Genomic DNA, 16467 nt, shown 5'->3' on the forward strand with positions numbered 1-16467 from the left:
CAGCACAAAGTAGGGAAAACCCGATTCAACTTTAGGCCCACCGCGCCAACCAACCAGACGACCTTAGTCTTAGATGAAACAGTGTCTTGCACAGCAGGTAACAAAGCGCAGCGCAGGACGCCCAATTCATGCGCTGTGCAGAGGCTCTGGACTGCGACGCCACGCCACTGCGACCATGGTAGGAACTGACGTCGGCCGTGCGACCTGCCAGACTTCGCCAACCGATTGAACGCCCACTTCTGCCCCCCGGAGTTGTCATGTCGTTGTCCAGCGGGCTGATCGCCGTCGTCGCCCTGGCCTATATGGCCATCATGTTCGCCATCGCCTTCTACGGTGACCGGCGCAGCACGCCGCTGCCGCCGCGTCTGCGCGCCTGGGTATACAGCCTGTCGCTGGCGGTCTACTGCACCAGCTGGACGTTCTTCGGTGCGGTCGGCCAGGCCGCCGAACAACTGTGGGCGTTCCTGCCGATCTACCTGGGGCCGATCCTGCTACTGATCTTCGCGCCTTGGGTGGTGCAGAAGATGGTGCTGATCAGCAAGCAGGAGAACATCACCTCGATCGCCGACTTCATCGCCGCGCGCTACGGCAAGTCGCAGTCGCTGGCGGTGGTGGTGGCGCTGATCTGCCTGGTCGGGGTGCTGCCGTACATCGCCTTGCAGCTCAAGGGCATCGTGCTCGGCGTGAACCTGCTGATCGGCGCCAACGCCGACGCCACCGGCACCCGCGTGCAGGACACCGCGCTGGTGGTATCGCTGGTGCTGGCGGTGTTCGCCATCGTCTTCGGCACGCGCAGCCTGGATGTGACCGAGCACCACCGCGGCATGGTCCTGGCAATTGCCTTCGAATCGCTGGTCAAGCTGCTGGCGTTTCTCGCCGTGGGCATCTTCGTGGTGTTCAACCTGTATGACGGCTTCGACGACCTGTTCACCCAGGCGCGCCAGTCGGTGCAGCTCGACGATTACTGGCAAGAGACCATCAACTGGCCGTCCATGGTGGTGCAGACCTGCGTGGCGATGATGGCGATCATCTGCCTGCCACGGCAGTTCCACGTCACCGTGGTGGAGAACATCGACCCGCAGGATGTGCGCATGGCGCGCTGGGTGTTCCCGCTGTACCTGGCCCTGGCGGCGCTGTTCGTGGTGCCCATCGCCCTGGCTGGGCAAATGCTGCTGCCCGGCGCGGTGATGTCCGACTCGTTCGTCATCAGCCTGCCGCTGGCCGAAGCGCACCCAAGCCTTGCGTTGCTGGCGTTTATCGGCGGGGCCTCGGCGGCCACCGGCATGGTCATCGTCGAAGCCGTGGCGCTGTCGACCATGGTGTCCAACGACATGCTGCTGCCCTGGCTGCTGCGGCGCAACAACGCTGAGCGCCCGTTCGAGGTGTTCCGCCACTGGATGCTCTCGGTGCGCCGGGTCACCATCGTGGTCATTCTGCTGCTGGCCTATGTCAGCTACCGCCTGCTCGGCTCCACCGCAAGCCTGGCGACCATCGGCCAGATCGCCTTCGCCGCGGTCACGCAACTCGCGCCGGCGATGCTCGGTGCACTGTACTGGAAGCAGGCCAACCGCCGCGGCGTGTTCGCCGGGCTGGCGGCGGGCATCTTTCTGTGGTTCTACACCCTGGTGCTGCCGATCACCGCACACAGCGTCGGCTGGTCGCTGGCGCTGTTCCCAGGGCTGGACTGGCTGCACGGCAACCCGCTGAACCTGCCGATCAGCCCGCTGACCCAAGGCGTGGTGCTGTCGCTGGCGGGCAACTTCACCCTGTTCGCCTGGGTCTCGGTGCTGTCGCGCACGCGGGTTTCCGAACACTGGCAGGCCGGGCGCTTCATCGGCCAGCAGAGCAGCCCGCGGCCGGGCAGCCGCTCGCTGCTGGCGGTGCAGATCGACGACTTGCTGAACCTGGCGGCGCGCTTCGTCGGCGAAGAGCGCGCGCGGCACAGCTTCGAGCGCTTCGCCGACCTGCAAGGCAAGGCTTTCAATCCCAACCAGAACGCCGATGGCGACTGGATCGAGCACACCGAACGGCTGCTGGCCGGCGTACTCGGTACGTCTTCGACCCGCGCGGTGGTCAAGGCCGCCATCGAAGGCCGCGACATGCAGCTCGAAGACGTCGTGCGCATCGCCGATGAAGCCTCCGAGGTACTGCAGTTCAACCGCGCCCTGCTGCAAGGGGCCATCGAGAACATCAACCAGGGCATCAGTGTGGTCGACCAGAACCTGCACCTGGTGGCCTGGAACCGCCGCTACCTCGAGCTGTTCAACTACCCCGACGGGCTGATCAGTGTCGGTCGGCCGATTGCCGACATCATTCGTTTCAATGCCGAGCGCGGCCTGTGCGGCCCTGGCGAGGCGCATGTGCATGTTGCGCGCCGGCTGCACTGGATGCGCCAGGGCCGCGCCCACACCTCCGAACGGCTGTTCCCCAATGGCCGGGTCATCGAGCTGATCGGCAACCCCATGCCCGGTGGTGGCTTCGTCATGAGCTTCACCGACATCACCCCGTTCCGCGACGCCGAGCAGGCGCTCAAGGACGCCAATGAAAGCCTCGAACAACGGGTCGCCGAACGCACCCACGAGTTGTCGCAGCTGAACCAGGCGCTGTCGGAGGCCAAGAGCCAGGCCGAGGCGGTCAGCCAGTCGAAGACGCGCTTTCTCGCCGCCGTCAGCCACGACCTGATGCAGCCGCTCAACGCCGCACGGTTGTTCTCCGCGGCGCTGTCGCAACAGGAAGAAGCCCTGAGCGACGATGCCCGGCAACTGGTGCAGCACCTAGACAGCTCGCTGCGCTCGGCTGAAGAGCTGATCAGCGACCTGCTGGACATCTCGCGCCTGGAGAACCGCAAGATCACCCCCGATGCCAAACCCTTCGCCCTCAGCGGGCTGTTCGACACCCTCGGCGCCGAGTTCAAGGTGCTGGCCGCGCAGAAGCAGCTGGAGTTCCGCCTGCGCGGCAGTCGCCTGCGGGTGCACAGCGACATCAAGCTGCTGCGCCGGGTGCTGCAGAACTTCCTGACCAACGCCCTGCGCTATGGCAAGAGCCCGATCCTGCTCGGCACGCGGCGCGACGGCGAGCGGCTGTGGCTGGAGGTATGGGACCGCGGGCCGGGCATCGCCGACGACAAACTGCAGGTGATTTTCCAGGAGTTCAAACGCCTGGACAGCCACCAGACCCGCGCGGAAAAGGGTCTGGGTCTGGGCCTGGCGATTGCCGATGGCCTGTGCCGGGTGCTGGGCCATCCGATCGAGGTGCGTTCGTGGCCGGGCAAAGGCAGTGTGTTCCGCGTCGCCGTGCCGATTTCCCATGCCCCGGCAGTGCTGGCCAGCAACCCGGGCGAACAGGCCGGTCAGCCGCTGGCAGGCTTGCAGGTACTGTGCGTGGACAACGAAGAGAGCATCCTGGTGGGCATGACCAGCCTGCTCAGCCGCTGGGGCTGCGTGGTCTCGACCGCTGCCAACCGTGCGCAATGCCAGGCCCTGCTGGCCGACGGCCTGCGCCCGCACCTGGCGCTGGTGGACTATCACCTCGACGAGGGCGATACCGGCACCGAACTGATGGCCTGGCTACGCACCCGTCTGGGCGAGCCGGTACCGGGGGTGGTGATCAGCGCCGATGGGCGCAGCGAAACCATCGCCCAGGTGCATGCGGCAGGCCTGGACTACCTGCCCAAGCCGGTCAAGCCTGCCGCGCTGCGGGCCTTGCTCAATCGCCATCTGAGCCTGGTGCACTGACCCCTTCGCTGGACAGCGCACGCTCCAGCAGGTCGGCCGGCAGGCTCTTGCTGGCGCGTGCGCCGAGCAGCTTGAGCTGCTCGCTGCGACTGACCAGGTTGCCACGCCCCTCGCAGAGCTTGTTGCGCGCCGCCGCATAGGCCTTGTCGACCTGCTGCAGGCGGTTGCCCAGTTCGTCCAGATCCTGAATGAACAGCACGAACTTGTCGTACAGCCAACCGGCGCGCTCGGCGATCTCGCGGGCATTCTGGCTCTGCCGCTCCTGCTTCCACAGGCTGTCGATGACCCGCAGCGTGGCCAGCAAGGTGGTCGGGCTGACGATGACGATCTGCCGGTCGAAGGCCTCCTGAAACAGGTTCGGTTCGGCCTGCAGGGCTGCGGAAAACGCAGCTTCCATAGGAATGAACAGCAGCACGAAATCGAGGCTGTGCAAGCCTTCGAGGCGGTTGTAGTCCTTGCCGGACAACCCTTTGACGTGATTGCGCAGCGACTGCACGTGCTGCTTGAGCGCAGCCTGGGCGCTCTTCTGGTCAGGATCGCTGACGTATTGCTGGTAGGCGGTGAGGCTGACCTTGGAGTCGACGATCACGTGTTTGTCGCCCGGCAGCATGATCAGCACATCGGGTTGGAAGCGCTCGCCATCGGCGCTCTTGAGGCTGACCTGGGTCTGATATTCGCGGCCCTTCTCCAGCCCGGCATGTTCGAGCACGCGCTCAAGAATCAGCTCACCCCAGTTGCCCTGGGTCTTCTGCCCTTTCAGCGCCTGGGTAAGGTGGGTCGCTTCATCCGACAGCCGCTGGTTGAGCTGCTGCAGACGCTCCAACTCCTTGGCCAGCGAGAAACGCTCGCGGGCTTCTTGCTGGTAGCTGTCTTCGACGCGCTTTTCGAACGCCTGAATGCGCTCCTTCAAGGGATCTAGCAACTGCCCGAGGTGCTGCTGGCTGGTCTGGGCGAAACGCTGCTCGCGTTCGTCGAAAATCTTCGTGGCCAGCTCGGCGAACTGCGCGCGCAAGGTATCGCGGGCCTGCTGCACGTCTTCCAGGCGTTGCTGGTGGTTGTCCTGTTGCTCACGCAGTTCGGCTTCCAGGCGCGCGGCCTGGGCATCCAGACGACGCAGCTCAGCCTCGCGGTTGTTGCGCTCCAGGCTCCAGGCGTGAGCCGCGTCGCGGGCGTTGTCACGCTCGATCTGTAGCAGCTCGACCTCGCGCTGCTGGGCCGCCAGGTGGGCCTGCTTGAGGGCATTGGCTTCACTCAGGTCGCTGATCTCGTCGCGGCTGGCCTCCAGTTGCGCCTGCAGTCCGGCCTGGGCCAGTTGCACCGAGGCCAGACGCTCCTCGGCAAGCGTCAGCGCGGCCTGGGCGCTGCTCAGGCGGCGTTGGCTCTGCCAGGCCCAGCCCAGGCAAGGTAATGCGGCGACGATCAAGCCCAGCAGGATGCTGGCCATATCCACTGCCATGGCGACTCCGGATCAGGTTGGCAAAAGCTGCCAGCTTACCAGTTGCGTTGCAGCTTGGCCGGGCTCAGCCGCCTTCGCGCAGCTCGGCGTAGGCCCGTTGCGCCTGGGCATCGCCGGCGCGGGCGGCCTGGCGCAGCAGCTCATGGCCAATGCGTCGATCGCGAGGACTGCCGCAATCACGGCACAGCAGTTGCCCAAGACGGCTCTGCGCCACCACCACGCCCTGACGCGCCGGCTGCTTGAGCAGGCGCCCGGCCAGGTGCTTGACCCGGGGCTTGTGGCCCAGATGCGGACTGTCGAGCAACCACAGGGCAAGCGTGAGGGAAAGGCGTCTGCTCGCAGGGGCAGCAGTTGCGGGGAGGAGGTTTTTATCGCGGGAAATCATCAGCGCACAGCATGGGTCATTTCGAAAAGCGCGCCACTGTACTCTTTTTTTTGCGCCGAGGCCCGAGCCGATTCGATGAAAGTTTGCGAAAGGTCTGATGATCTTTTCTTGACGTTTCCAAGATTGCACCGTGAAGCCTGCGAGACGGCGCGTTATCCGGGCTTCGTCATCAAACGGTCAAGGTGCCCGTCCTAGAGCAAGCGCACGGGACAATCCACAGAAGCTGTGGATAACTCAGTGGACAACCCCCACGAAGACCCCGCAAACCCTTACGGGATGGGGCTTGCAGTCAAACTGACGATTTTTTCACCAGCAAAAAATAGTGTTTTTATTCATTGACTTAAGCCGGCAGTCAAGTCATTGGCGATGGCGCGTGGCGCTGTTGCAGAGGATTAACAGACGGCACAGACGATGTGCACAAGTATTGACGGGCGACACGAAAAGGTGCATTGCACCGGCCGGTGGAACGTTGCATGACGCTGGGGATGACTTCCCTACGCGAATCTTTGCGGGCATACTGGCAGGCTTGTCTGCCCTTGAAATTAGTTCTTGCAGGGCAGCGCTTCCTGCTGTAAGGTTGCCCTCGTTAGTACCTAAGCAGAACGTCAATTCTTGCCATATCGTCATTACGACGATGTCCTTGCGACTACCTGTCACCCCGACAGCCTCGCTGAAACCAGGACCGGCCCACGATGATTCGCCAACGCAGCCAACGGCCTTGCCAGTGCGATTCGAATGAACAATTGATCGGGATCTTCTCCAGCGGCCTTTACCTGAGCCCTGTGGTGTTGCCCGCCTTCCGAAGTACCTACCAGTCAGTCCAGCGCACACCTTACTTCAGCGCCTAGCTGACTGCTCTTTGTTCCAGCCAGGTTTTTCGCCGTTTAATAATGGCGTCACTGGAACGTTTCTATAGTGCACGGATCGAATCCCGTGTCTTGAGCAGGAACCTCAAAAAAATGACAAACCATCACCATATCCAATCCGCCTTCGGGACCCTTTCCCAGGCATTCGCACCCCTTAAGTGCCTGATCGTTGCGCCGCGCAAGGACAGCTTCAGCTTTACCTTGGTCGACGAGAACGGCATCGCCTGCCACAGCGAGCGTCTGTACGCTGAGCAATACAGCCAGGCCGCACCACTGCAGGCCGTGATCGAGCGTACGCGCCAGTCGCTGACCGCATGATCGGCTTATACCTGGCCATTCAACCCTTGAATACCAGTCTTCGCTAACTGCCTGATGCACCGCCGGTTAATCGCCAGCAGGCATATACCGCGCAGCATCGGGCAGCAATCGATTTAAAAACAGCCTTTTACCTCATGAATCTCACACTACACTTCAACTCGAGCGGTGCTCGCCGCTTCCGACGGGCCTGATTCCTCTCCTGCTGCCAAGCCCCAGCGCCCGTCGGTCATTATCCAGTGCGAGGCCACCATGGGTATTGCCGCCAAAGAGTTGAGCCAGTACGTCATCCGACCGACCCTGCTCTACCTCGACTGCCATTGCGCCAGCGCTGAAGCCCTGTTATTGGGCATCGCGGCCAGCCAGTCGGCGCTCGGCGCAGCCCTGCATGGTCGTCGCGGTCATGGCCTCTATCGAATAGACGAGAGCCGCCACACCACGCTGTGGGACCACTACCTGGCCGAAGATCCCGAAAAGGCCAGCCTGGTTCGCGGCCTGGCCAGCCAGCATGCGTTCCTGCGCGGCCCGCACCTCGAACTCACCGTCAACCTGCGCTATGCCACCGCCATCGCCTGGATGCTCGTCGAAGAACAGGGCACGGCATTGCCGGCTGCCGACGATATCGCGGGCCTGGCGCGGATCTGGCGACAGACATTCAACCCCCACGGCCGCCTACGGGACTTCGCCGAGGCGTGGGACAGTTGCATAAAGAAGAAAGCGTCACCCGTGCTATAGGAAGCTTCCTACAACCCAACAGGAACAGGGTGACTTCTGGTCGGATTGTCCTACAAAAATAGCCTAACTTCCTCGATATGAGCGCTAGCGCGGCCTGTGTTTTGTTGGTAGCGTTTCGCCCCGGAGATCCCTAGGAGTTAACTAATAATGAAAAGAGTAATGCTCAAAACCTCCCTCGGCATGGCAGTCGCCTTTGCCTCCACCCAGCTGTTCGCCGCCGGCTTCGCCCTCAACGAACAAAGCGTCAGCGGCATGGGCACGGGGTTTGCGGGTCGTTCTTCTTCTGCCGAAGATGCCAGCACCGTCTATGGCAACCCGGCCGGCATGTCGCGCATCAAGCGCCAGCAGGTCACCGTCGGTGGCGCGGCGGTCATCGCCAAGTCAGACATCTCCGGCCCAGGCAGCAACTTCGGCGGCGAAACCGATGGCGACATGGTTCCGGTGGTTGGCGTGCCCATGGGCTACTACGTCCGCCCCATCGATGATCACTGGAGCGTTGGCTTCGGTGTCTACGTCCCCTTCGGTCTGGTCACCGACTACGGCAGCGATGACGCTGCTCGCTACTGGGGCAAGAAGAGCCACGTCGAAGTTGTCACCTTCCAGCCCACTGTCAGCTACGCCTTCAACGACCGCGTGTCGATCGGCTTCGGTCCAACCATCAACCGCATTCGCGGCGAGCTGGGTTCCAGCCTGCTCTCCCCCCCGGTGCCGGGCACTACCGACGGCGAAGTGAAGATCAAGGGCGACGACACCGCGGTCGGCTACAACGTCGGCCTGTTGGTCCAGGCCACCGACCGGACCCGCGTCGGCCTGACCTACCACTCGATGGTCGACTACAAGCTCGAGGGCAAGACCCGCGTCAGCACGCCGCTGATCGGCCCGTTCAACGGCAACAAGTTCGACGCCTCGCTCAAAATCAAGACCCCGGAATCGGTCGATCTTTCGGTCACCCACGAGCTTGACGACGAGTGGACCCTATACGCCGGCAGCACCTGGACCCGTTGGAGCCGCCTGAAAGACATCACCGTGCAGAACGATGTCCCAGGTCCATTGGTGGGTTCGGCATTCGAGACCATCAAGGAAGACCAGAACTGGCACGACACCTGGGCCCATGCCATTGGTGCGTCGTACAAGGTCAACAAGGAGTGGGTACTGCGCACCGGCTTCACCGTCGACCAGTCGCCAACCAACAACCATGACCGCTCGCCACGCATCCCGACCGGTGATCGCAAGATCTTCAGCGTCGGCGCCGGCTGGAGTCCGACCGAGGACATGACCGTCGATGTCGCCTATTCCTACTTGTGGGAAGAGGACACCAAGGTCAACCAGGTCAGCGCTACCAAAGGCAGCTACCAGGCCAAGTACGAAAACAGCGCCCATGGCGTAGGTGCATCGCTGACCTACCGGTTCTGATTCAACCCAGCTGATGATCAAGCCGCCTCCAAGGCGGCTTTTTCATGCCTGTAGCACCCAGGCCGGGTCGAGATTGGCCTGCAGAAAATCCCGCAGCGCCTTGACCTTGAGGTTCATGGCGAAACGATCAGCCACACACAGGTACACCTGCATGGGCTCTGGCTGGGCGTAGGCCTGCCCCGGCGCTTGCATGGCGAACAACGGCACCAGCCGCCCCGCCGCCAGGTGTGGCCGGGCGAGAAAGTCGGCGAGCCTGGCGACGCCCCCGTCGTTGACCGCCATCTGAGTCAGGGCGTCGATGTCATCACTGATCAGTACGGTGCCGAATTCGGCATCGAAACGCCGGCCATCGCGCACGAACCCCCAGCGCAGGAACCGGCCATCGACCGGGTAGCGGAACACCAGGCAACGATGATCGCGCAGTGCTTCGGGTGACGCTGGAAAGCCTGCTTGCGCCAGATACCCCGGCGAGGCACAGCAAATGAACGGAATTCTCGCCATCGGCCGCGCCAGCAGGTGGTCCTCCAACTGCGCGTCGATGCGCAGGCTGACGTCCACCGATTCGCGCACATGATCGACCTTGCGATCATTCGTTAGAAGCTCTATGGAAATCCCCGGATAACGCGCGGTAAATGCCGGAATCAGCGGCGCCAGCACGTGGCGGCCGAATGCTGAGGTCGAGGCAATGCACAAACGCCCCTGGGGTCGGCTGTCGGCAGTGGTCAGGGCCTGTTCGGCCAGGGTCAACTCATGTTCGACATGACGCACCCGTTGGTAATACTGCAAGCCGGCGGGAGTCGGCGCGAGACTGCGGGTGGTGCGAGCCAGCAAACGGGTGCCCAGGTGTCGCTCCAGGCGCGCCAGCGTCTGGCTGACCGCGGCCGGACTCACGCCCAGGCTGCGCGCGCCACCGGCGATACTGCCGGCCTCGACGACTTTGACAAAACTACGAATGGCGTTGAGCAAATCCACGATAACCCCGGCAGTATTCGTAAGTTTTGCTTTATAGAGAACTAGGCCTTGCACGTCTACCGGGCAGGCGAAGTGATGGCTAATCTGCCGACTCCACTGCCATTGGAGGTTTCATGAACGACATGCCACAGGTCCGCAGCCGCAAATTGCGTCCGAAAGCCACGCCCTATGTTTTTGCCTTCTACATGTCTTCGATCATGGCGCTGCTGATGTGCTTCGTCATCACCGCCGCCAATGCCGGGGTCGATCAGGCCTACCTGAGCAATGTACTCAAGGCCTATCAGTTGGCGATGCCGGTGGCGTTCTTCTGTGTGCTGGGCGTGCGACCGCTGGTGGTACGCCTGGTGGCGCTGACCGTGCACCCGCACTGAGCAACCGGCAAAGGCTCGATCAAGGCTTGGACGCGATGGCCTGCTCGATGGCCGCCCTGAACTTGGCGTCATCGGGCTTGGTCAGGCTGGAGAACTGTCCCACCACCTTGCCCTGGCGATCGATCACGTACTTGTAGAAATTCCACTTCGGCGCGGCGCTCTGCCGGACCAGCTCGGCGAACAACGGGATAGCATCGGCGCCGCGTACCGGCTGCGCCTTGCTCATGGTGAAGGTGACGCCGTAGTTGGCGTAGCAGACCTTGGCCGTCTCGCTGCTGTCGGCGTCTTCCTGCTTGAAGTCGTTGGAGGGCACGCCGAGCATCTGCAAGCCCTGCCCGTGGTACTGCTGGTAGGTGGCCTCCAGCCCCTGGAACTGCGGGGCGAAGCCGCAGTAGCTGGCGGTGTTGATGACCACCAGCGGCTGACCGGCGAAGCGCTCGCACAGGTCGATCTGACCCTTGCCACGCAGCTCCGGCAGGCTGCCCTGCAGCACCGCCGGGCAGTTGCCGGCCAACGCAGAACCGAAGGCGCTCAGGGTCAACAACGGTATGGCAATCCAGCGCAAAGGTTTCACAGGTATGTCCCTCGATAGTCATCCAGCCAGCAGCCTAGCTGTTAACACTGCCCCATGCCCAGTTGCAGCAACGCCATGCCACCGCGCTGCCACCCCCACCACGCCAGCATCAGCACCAGCAAGCCGCCTGCTGCGAGCAACCACGCCACTGTCCGGCCGCTCATCACGATGCCGCCTGCAAGCGCGCCACCGGCCGTTCGCGCACGGGCCAGTTCAATGCCGCGGCCATCAGGCTGAGCAAGATCGACAGCTGCCAGACCAGCTCGTAGCTGCCGGTGCGGTCATACACCATGCCGCCCAGCCAGCCGCCAAGGAAGGCGCCCAGTTGATGGAAGAGGAAGACGATACCGCCGAGCATCGACAGGTTGCGCACACCGAACAGGGTCGCCACCGTGCCGTTGGTCAGTGGCACGGTCGACAGCCATAGCAGGCCCATGGCGATGCCGAACAGGTAGGCAGTGGTGGTCGACACCGGTAGCCACAGGAACGCGACGATCACCACTGCGCGCAACAGGTACAGGGCCGTGAGCAGGCGCGGCTTGGACAGGCGCCCACCCAGCCAGCCGGCGCTGTAGGTGCCAACGATATTGAACAGCCCGACCAGCGCCAGCACCGTGGTGCCGGTGGCGGCCGGCAGATGCTGGTCGACCAGGTAGGCCGGCAGGTGCACGCCGATGAACACCACCTGGAAGCCGCAGACGAAAAAGCCCAGCGCCAGCAGCCAGAACCCCGAATGCGAGCAGGCTTCACGCAGTGCCTGGCCGAGGCTCTGCTCGACGCCGACGCTGGGTAGCGGACGGTCGCGCAGCATGCCCACCAAGGGCACGATCAACGCCACCAGCAACCCGAGTACCAGCAACGCCGCCGACCAGCCCAGGCCCTGAATCAGGCTCAAGGTGCCAGGCAGCATGGCGAACTGACCGAACGAGCCGGCCGCACTGGCAATGCCCATGGCCATGCTGCGCTGCTCGGCTGGCACTGCGCGGCCCACGACACCGAGGATCACCGAGAACGAGGTGCCGGACAGACCCAGGCCGATCAGCAGCCCGGCACTGAGCGACAACGACAACGGCGAGTCAGCCATGGCCATCAGCAGCAGGCCGGCGCTGTACAGCACGCCCCCCATCAGTACCACCCGCGCCGCGCCCAGGCGATCGGCCAGCGCCCCGGAGAAGGGCTGGGCCAGCCCCCAGATCAGGTTCTGCAAGGCAATGGCCAAGGCGAACGTGCCACGCCCCCAGCCGAAATCAGCGCTCATTGGCGCCAGAAACAGACCGAAACCGTGCCGTATGCCCAACGACAGCGCCAGGATCAACGCCGCACCCAGCAGCACCCAGCCGCTGCTGCGCCAGAGGGAAGTCATTGTTGTTATCTCTTCACCGGGGAAAGGCTGCACTGTGGCATAGCTTGACCGCCGCTAACAGAGCGCCAGCCAGGCTTAGGGCGCCAGACGCCGCAGGATCGGCTCGAACAGCGGCGTCGGGCCGCGGGGCAGAGGGTCGGGTTTACCCTGCTCCAGCGCCTGCCAGTAACGCCACGGCAGCTTGGCGTCGCCCAGTTCGTAATCCATACCGTCCCAGGTGTCTTCACGAAAGCTGTAGAACGCCCAGTGCACGGGCGTGTCATCCAGGACCTCAAGCACGTCGTTCAGGTACTGCCGGCAGCCCGGCAACTGGCGCATGCACCCAAACTCCCCGACTACCAGGCGGTTGAGCGGCAGACCCACGCGCTTGGCCCATTGCATGGGCTGGCGCAAGTACTCGGCCACCCGTACGGCATCCCACGACTGCAGAGCGCCGCCGAAGGGCACACGGCCGGGATAGGGGTAGGGTTTTTCACGCTTGAGGTTCGGCGCACTGGTAGCGGCATAGGGTTCGTACATGTGCACGCTGTACAGCGCGCGTGCATCGGTCAGCGCTTGTGGCCAATAGCTGAAGGCATCGGCGGCGGCGTACCAGCCGGCATCGAGCATCACCGGGGTCAGCGCATCGACTTCGCGAATGGCCTTGAGCAGCTGTTCATAGAAGGCCGGCAAATCTCGGGTGCCGCCGGCCTCGCGGGCGTACCAGGCCGCCATGTCGGCCGGCGAGGCGTGCTCGGCCAAGCCGCCGTGCTTTTCCGGAGCCGGTTCGTTGATCAGGTTGTAGGCGGCCACAGCAGGGTGGTCTTTCAGTTCACCGGCCAAGTCGCGCCAGAACGCAGCCGCCTGCTGCCAGTACTCCCGGCGTTGCCACAGGCGATCGTCGAACGTACCGTTGTTGTTCTGCGACCAGCGCATGCCCGGCAGGGATAACGGCGTAATCACCACCTTCAACCCCGCAGCGTGGGCACGATCGAGAATGGTCTTGAGCTGAGCCACGTCCCGCGCGGGCAGCCCCTGGTAATGATCGGCATCGCCGAGCAGAAAATCCCGTCGCTCGGGTTGCCATTTGTCGTATGAGAGGCGCACCCAGGTCGCGCCGTAGCGCGCCAGGGCATCGAAGTAATCCTGCTGTGGCGGTGCGGTATTGAAACTGTTGCCGCCCTTTTGCGGGCTGTTCCAGAAGTGCATGAGGTCGGCCGCAGAAGCGGTACTGGCAGCCAGCAGCAGGACGCTGGCGAGAAGGAATCGGAGCATGGCAAGCGCCTTGGCTGGAGGGTGGGCGCTGGAGCATAGCGGCCACCGGCAGGGAATCCCTCCTCTCTAGACCTACACTAGCCGTCAGAATAATCCGTAAATGGCATAAGATTTTTCCAGACGATTACAGGCACAGTGCCAGAACCACCACGCACACCAGCTCCAGCAGCTCTAGCAGCGCCCCAGCCGTGTCGCCGGTGGTGCCGCCCAGTCGCTGGCACATGGCCCTGCGCAGCAGGGCAAACGCTATCGCCAACCACACCAGCGCCCATAGCGCGGTGGTCCCACCGAGCAGCAGCACCAGCGCGGCGCAGCCGAGCAACACCCAGCGCGCCTGCTGGCGCGGCAGATGCTCGGCCAGCACCGCCCCTAGCCCGCCCTGGCGCACATACGGCGTGCTCAGCAACAGCGCGAGCAGCGCCGCGCGACCAAGCACCGGCGCCAGCAACAACCAGGCCCCGGCATCGCGTTCGAGCAGCACCCACACCGCGCAGAACTTGAGCAACAGCACCAGCACCAGGGTGACCACGGCAATTGGCCCGCTGCGCGGATCTTTCATGATCTGCAGCGTGCGTTCGCGGTCGCCGAAGCCGCCCAGCCAGGCGTCGGCGCTGTCGGCCAGGCCGTCCAGATGCAACGCCCCGCTGAGCGCCACCCACAGGCTAAGCAGCAGCGCCGCCTGCAACGGCGCCGGGGCGCCGTGCAGCAGCGCACTGGCGCCCCATAGCAGCAGCCCGAACAACCCGCCGACCAGCGGATAGCACACCACCGAGCGGCCCATCTGCTGGGGTGTCGGCATGCCCGGCAGGCGTACCGGCAGGCTGCTGAGAAACTGCAGGGCGATCCACCACGGCTGCATCAACTCGGCGTTCCCGGTTGCTTGAAGGCCTGTTGCTTGAAGGCCTGTTGGTCGAAGGCGTCCAGGTCGAGGCGCAGCAAGGCGCCATGGCCAACTTCCACTTGCAGCAACTGCTCACGCGGCAGACCACGGGCCTGGGCCAGCAGCAGGCGCATCACTCCACCGTGGGTCACCACCAGCACGCGCTGCCCGACATGTTCCTGGCGCAGCGCAGCCAGCGCCTGGTGTACCCGCGTGGCGAACGCCGCCACCGGCTCGCCACCCGGTGGCGTGCAACTGTAAGGGTCAGCCCAGAAACGCCCCAAGGCCTCGGCATCGGTCTGCATCAAATGCGCAGCACTGCGCCCTTCCCACGCTCCGAAATGCAGTTCGCGCCAGGCGGGCGCCAGTTGCACCGGCAGTTGCAGACGCTCAGCCAGGGCCTCGGCAAACCGCGCGCAACGTTGCAGCGGCGAGCTGAGCAGCACGTCCCACGGCCCGCCAGCCACCACCGCCTCGTGCATCTGCTGCCAGCCGCGCTCGGTCAGGGCATCGTCGAGGCTGCCGCGCAGGCCGCCGCCCAGTTCGGTTTCACCATGGCGCAGAAGATCGAGGATCATACCGGACGATCCGCCACGGCGGCTTCGGCGAAGGTCGCCATCTGCCCATGCAGGGCACAGGCCAGACGCAGCAACGGCACCGCCAGCGCCGCGCCGCTGCCCTCACCCAGACGCAGGCCCAGCGCCAGCAGCGGCTCGGCCTCCAGCGCCGCCAACACCCGCTGATGTCCCGGCTCGGCGCCCTGGTGGGCATACAGCAGCCAGGCCCGGCACTCGGGATTCAGACGCACCGCAAGCAACGCGGCAACGCTGCAGATAAAGCCATCGACCAGCACCGCGATACCGGCCTGGGCGCAGGCCAGATAGGCACCGGTCAGCGCGGCGATCTCGAAACCACCAACACAGGCCAGCGCACGCAGCGGCTCTTGGGCACTCAACCCATGCAGCGCCAGCGCCCGCTCGATCACCCGCGCCTTGTGCGCCACGCCAGCATCGTCGAGGCCGGTGCCAGGGCCGCTCAGCTCAGTCGCAGGGCAGCCCAGCAACGCGCAGGCCAGCGCTGCCGCGGCGGTGGTGTTGCCGATACCCATCTCGCCGCCGATGAACAACTGCGCGCCGTCCGCCTGAGCGCGCAGCGCACTGTGCTTTCCGGCTTCGAGCGCGGCATGCAACTGCGCCTCGCTCAGTGCCGGGCCGCGAAGGAAATTGGCGGTGCCAGCGCCGAGCCGAAGATGGCGTACACCGGGCAATTCCAGGCTTGCATCGACGGTGCCCAGGTCGACCACCTCAAGGGTGGCCTGCAACTGCCGGGCAAGCACGCTGATGGCCGCCCCGCCATTGACGAAGTTGCGCAGCATCTGCCCGGTGACCGCCTGCGGATAGGCTGAGATGCCCTCCTCCACCACACCGTGGTCGCCGGCGAACAGGGCGATGGCCACGCGCTCCAGGCTCGGCCGCTCGCAGCCTTGCAGACCGGCCAGGCGTACCGCCAGTTGTTCCAGCTGGCCCAGCGAGCCGGTGGGTTTGGTCAGTTGCTGCTGACGGGCCAGGGCCTGCTCGGTGGCAGCCGGGTCGGGGGCTTGGCAGGCATCGAGCCACCAATGGCGATTCATAGGGCAGGTCCTTTCAGGGTCAGGGGCAGACCGGCGACGCTGAGCACCACGCGCGTGCAGCGTTCGGCGATGGCCTGGTGCAGCCAGCCAGCGAGGTCGACATAACGGCGGGTCAGCTCGCCCATGGGCACTACCCCCAGGCCGGTTTCGTTGCTCACCAGAATCACTGTGCCCGGCAGTTCGGCCAGGCAGTCGAGCAGCGCATCGCGCTCGGCGGCAAGGCGGGTGTCGTCTTCGAGCATCAGCAGGTTGGTCAGCCACAAGGTCAGGCAGTCGACCAGCAGGCAGCGCTCGGCGCTGGCCTCGGCGCGCAGCACGCGGGCCAGGGCCACCGGTTCTTCGATCAGCGCCCAGTGACTGGGGCGCCGCTCACGGTGCAGTTGCACGCGCTGGTTCATCTCGCCATCCAGCGGCTGGCTGGTGGCGATGTAGGTCACGGCCAGGCCGCTGGCGACGGCCAGTTGCTCGGCCAGGCGGCTCTTGCCCGAGCGGGCACCGCCAAGGATCAGGCTATGCATG

15 protein-coding genes and 1 pseudogene are annotated in these 16467 nt (G+C 64.5%); 5 read left to right on the plus strand and 11 right to left on the minus strand.

Translation table 11 applies throughout. The features are described from left to right. The first annotated feature begins 257 nt into the window (after positions 1-257). Positions 258-3734 (plus strand): hybrid sensor histidine kinase/response regulator, encoded by a 3477-nt coding sequence (locus LK03_RS21330; protein WP_038414504.1) that lies wholly within the window; start codon positions 258-260, stop codon positions 3732-3734. Here LK03_RS21330 and rmuC read toward each other — a convergent pair. Continuing rightward, entirely contained in the window at positions 3706-5190 is a 1485-nt protein-coding gene (gene rmuC, locus LK03_RS21335; RefSeq protein WP_038414505.1) for a DNA recombination protein RmuC, read from the minus strand. The two genes, LK03_RS21330 and rmuC, sit on opposite strands and share 29 nt — an antisense overlap. 79 nt (positions 5191-5269) lie before the next feature. Next, a pseudogene (locus tag LK03_RS21340) lies at positions 5270-5575 on the minus strand (sel1 repeat family protein); the annotation flags it as partial. A gap of 959 nt (positions 5576-6534) precedes the next feature. Between LK03_RS21340 and LK03_RS21345 the strand changes: the two are divergent. From LK03_RS21345 to LK03_RS21355, 3 genes are all read left to right on the plus strand, one after another. Beyond that, positions 6535-6759 carry a hypothetical protein gene (locus LK03_RS21345; protein ID WP_028694812.1) on the plus strand — a complete coding sequence of 75 codons (225 nt, stop codon included), beginning with the start codon at positions 6535-6537 and terminating at the stop codon, positions 6757-6759. A gap of 249 nt (positions 6760-7008) precedes the next feature. Beyond that, complete coding sequence (locus LK03_RS21350) at positions 7009-7491, plus strand: hypothetical protein (protein WP_038414886.1); 483 nt, start codon at positions 7009-7011, stop codon at positions 7489-7491. Between the two features lie 147 nt (positions 7492-7638). Further along, the gene (locus LK03_RS21355) at positions 7639-8904 is read left to right on the plus strand and encodes an OmpP1/FadL family transporter (RefSeq protein ID WP_038414506.1); all 1266 of its coding nucleotides are present in this window, start codon (positions 7639-7641) and stop codon (positions 8902-8904) included. A gap of 42 nt (positions 8905-8946) precedes the next feature. Here LK03_RS21355 and LK03_RS21360 read toward each other — a convergent pair whose 3' ends face one another. Then, positions 8947-9876 carry a LysR family transcriptional regulator gene (locus LK03_RS21360; protein WP_038414507.1) on the minus strand — a complete coding sequence of 310 codons (930 nt, stop codon included), beginning with the start codon at positions 9874-9876 and terminating at the stop codon, positions 8947-8949. Positions 9877-9989: 113 nt separating this feature from the next. Between LK03_RS21360 and LK03_RS21365 the strand changes: the two genes are divergently transcribed. Then, positions 9990-10247: a DUF2798 domain-containing protein gene (locus tag LK03_RS21365; RefSeq protein ID WP_038414508.1), complete on the plus strand. Its 258-nt coding sequence runs from the start codon at positions 9990-9992 to the stop codon at positions 10245-10247. A 19-nt stretch (positions 10248-10266) separates the two neighbouring features. On the opposite strand, the gene LK03_RS21370 is transcribed toward LK03_RS21365, so the two are convergent. The 8 genes from LK03_RS21370 to cobU all read right to left on the minus strand — a co-directional run bounded on the left by LK03_RS21370 (position 10267) and on the right by cobU (position 16466). Further along, positions 10267-10812, minus strand: coding sequence for a glutathione peroxidase (locus tag LK03_RS21370; protein WP_038414887.1), 546 nt, complete (start codon positions 10810-10812; stop codon positions 10267-10269). 50 nt (positions 10813-10862) lie between these two features. Beyond that, on the minus strand, positions 10863-10985 hold the full coding sequence (locus LK03_RS22690; protein WP_276203310.1) for a hypothetical protein: 123 nt from the start codon (positions 10983-10985) through the stop codon (positions 10863-10865). Further along, a complete protein-coding gene (locus tag LK03_RS21375) occupies positions 10985-12184 on the minus strand; it encodes an MFS transporter (protein ID WP_038414509.1) in 1200 nt (399 codons plus the stop codon). Before LK03_RS21375 ends, LK03_RS22690 begins: the two co-directional genes overlap by 1 nt. A gap of 75 nt (positions 12185-12259) precedes the next feature. Then, positions 12260-13372: a glycoside hydrolase family 5 protein gene (locus tag LK03_RS21380; protein ID WP_038414888.1), complete on the minus strand. Its 1113-nt coding sequence runs from the start codon at positions 13370-13372 to the stop codon at positions 12260-12262. 190 nt (positions 13373-13562) lie between these two features. Then, complete coding sequence (locus LK03_RS21385) at positions 13563-14297, minus strand: adenosylcobinamide-GDP ribazoletransferase (protein WP_038414510.1); 735 nt, start codon at positions 14295-14297, stop codon at positions 13563-13565. Next, positions 14297-14896 carry an alpha-ribazole phosphatase family protein gene (cobC, locus tag LK03_RS21390; protein ID WP_049870592.1) on the minus strand — a complete coding sequence of 200 codons (600 nt, stop codon included), beginning with the start codon at positions 14894-14896 and terminating at the stop codon, positions 14297-14299. Before cobC ends, LK03_RS21385 begins: the two co-directional genes overlap by 1 nt. After that, positions 14893-15948, minus strand: coding sequence for a nicotinate-nucleotide--dimethylbenzimidazole phosphoribosyltransferase (gene cobT, locus LK03_RS21395; protein ID WP_038414511.1), 1056 nt, complete (start codon positions 15946-15948; stop codon positions 14893-14895). Before cobT ends, cobC begins: the two co-directional genes overlap by 4 nt. After that, positions 15945-16466 (minus strand): bifunctional adenosylcobinamide kinase/adenosylcobinamide-phosphate guanylyltransferase, encoded by a 522-nt coding sequence (gene cobU / locus LK03_RS21400; protein ID WP_038414512.1) that lies wholly within the window; start codon positions 16464-16466, stop codon positions 15945-15947. Before cobU ends, cobT begins: the two co-directional genes overlap by 4 nt. Between the last annotated feature and the right edge of the window lies 1 nt (position 16467).

Origin of the sequence: Pseudomonas cremoricolorata, from assembly GCF_000759535.1 — a bacterium.
GTDB classification, from domain to species: Bacteria; Pseudomonadota; Gammaproteobacteria; order Pseudomonadales; family Pseudomonadaceae; genus Aquipseudomonas; species Aquipseudomonas cremoricolorata_A.

Bases quoted from the DNA above. Each gene is read 5' to 3' on its own strand.
- LK03_RS21330 (WP_038414504.1), top strand. From the start codon at position 258: ATGTCGTTGTCCAGCGGGCTGATCGCCGTCGTCGCCCTGGCCTATATG.
- rmuC (WP_038414505.1), bottom strand. From the start codon at position 5,190: ATGGCAGTGGATATGGCCAGCATCCTGCTGGGCTTGATCGTCGCCGCA.
- LK03_RS21345 (WP_028694812.1), top strand. From the start codon at position 6,535: ATGACAAACCATCACCATATCCAATCCGCCTTCGGGACCCTTTCCCAG.
- LK03_RS21350 (WP_038414886.1), top strand. From the start codon at position 7,009: ATGGGTATTGCCGCCAAAGAGTTGAGCCAGTACGTCATCCGACCGACC.
- LK03_RS21355 (WP_038414506.1), top strand. From the start codon at position 7,639: ATGAAAAGAGTAATGCTCAAAACCTCCCTCGGCATGGCAGTCGCCTTT.
- LK03_RS21365 (WP_038414508.1), top strand. From the start codon at position 9,990: ATGAACGACATGCCACAGGTCCGCAGCCGCAAATTGCGTCCGAAAGCC.
- LK03_RS22690 (WP_276203310.1), bottom strand. From the start codon at position 10,985: ATGAGCGGCCGGACAGTGGCGTGGTTGCTCGCAGCAGGCGGCTTGCTG.
- LK03_RS21375 (WP_038414509.1), bottom strand. From the start codon at position 12,184: ATGACTTCCCTCTGGCGCAGCAGCGGCTGGGTGCTGCTGGGTGCGGCG.
- LK03_RS21380 (WP_038414888.1), bottom strand. From the start codon at position 13,372: ATGCACTTCTGGAACAGCCCGCAAAAGGGCGGCAACAGTTTCAATACC.
- LK03_RS21385 (WP_038414510.1), bottom strand. From the start codon at position 14,297: ATGCAGCCGTGGTGGATCGCCCTGCAGTTTCTCAGCAGCCTGCCGGTA.
- cobC (WP_049870592.1), bottom strand. From the start codon at position 14,896: ATGATCCTCGATCTTCTGCGCCATGGTGAAACCGAACTGGGCGGCGGC.
- cobT (WP_038414511.1), bottom strand. From the start codon at position 15,948: ATGAATCGCCATTGGTGGCTCGATGCCTGCCAAGCCCCCGACCCGGCT.
- cobU (WP_038414512.1), bottom strand. From the start codon at position 16,466: ATGCATAGCCTGATCCTTGGCGGTGCCCGCTCGGGCAAGAGCCGCCTG.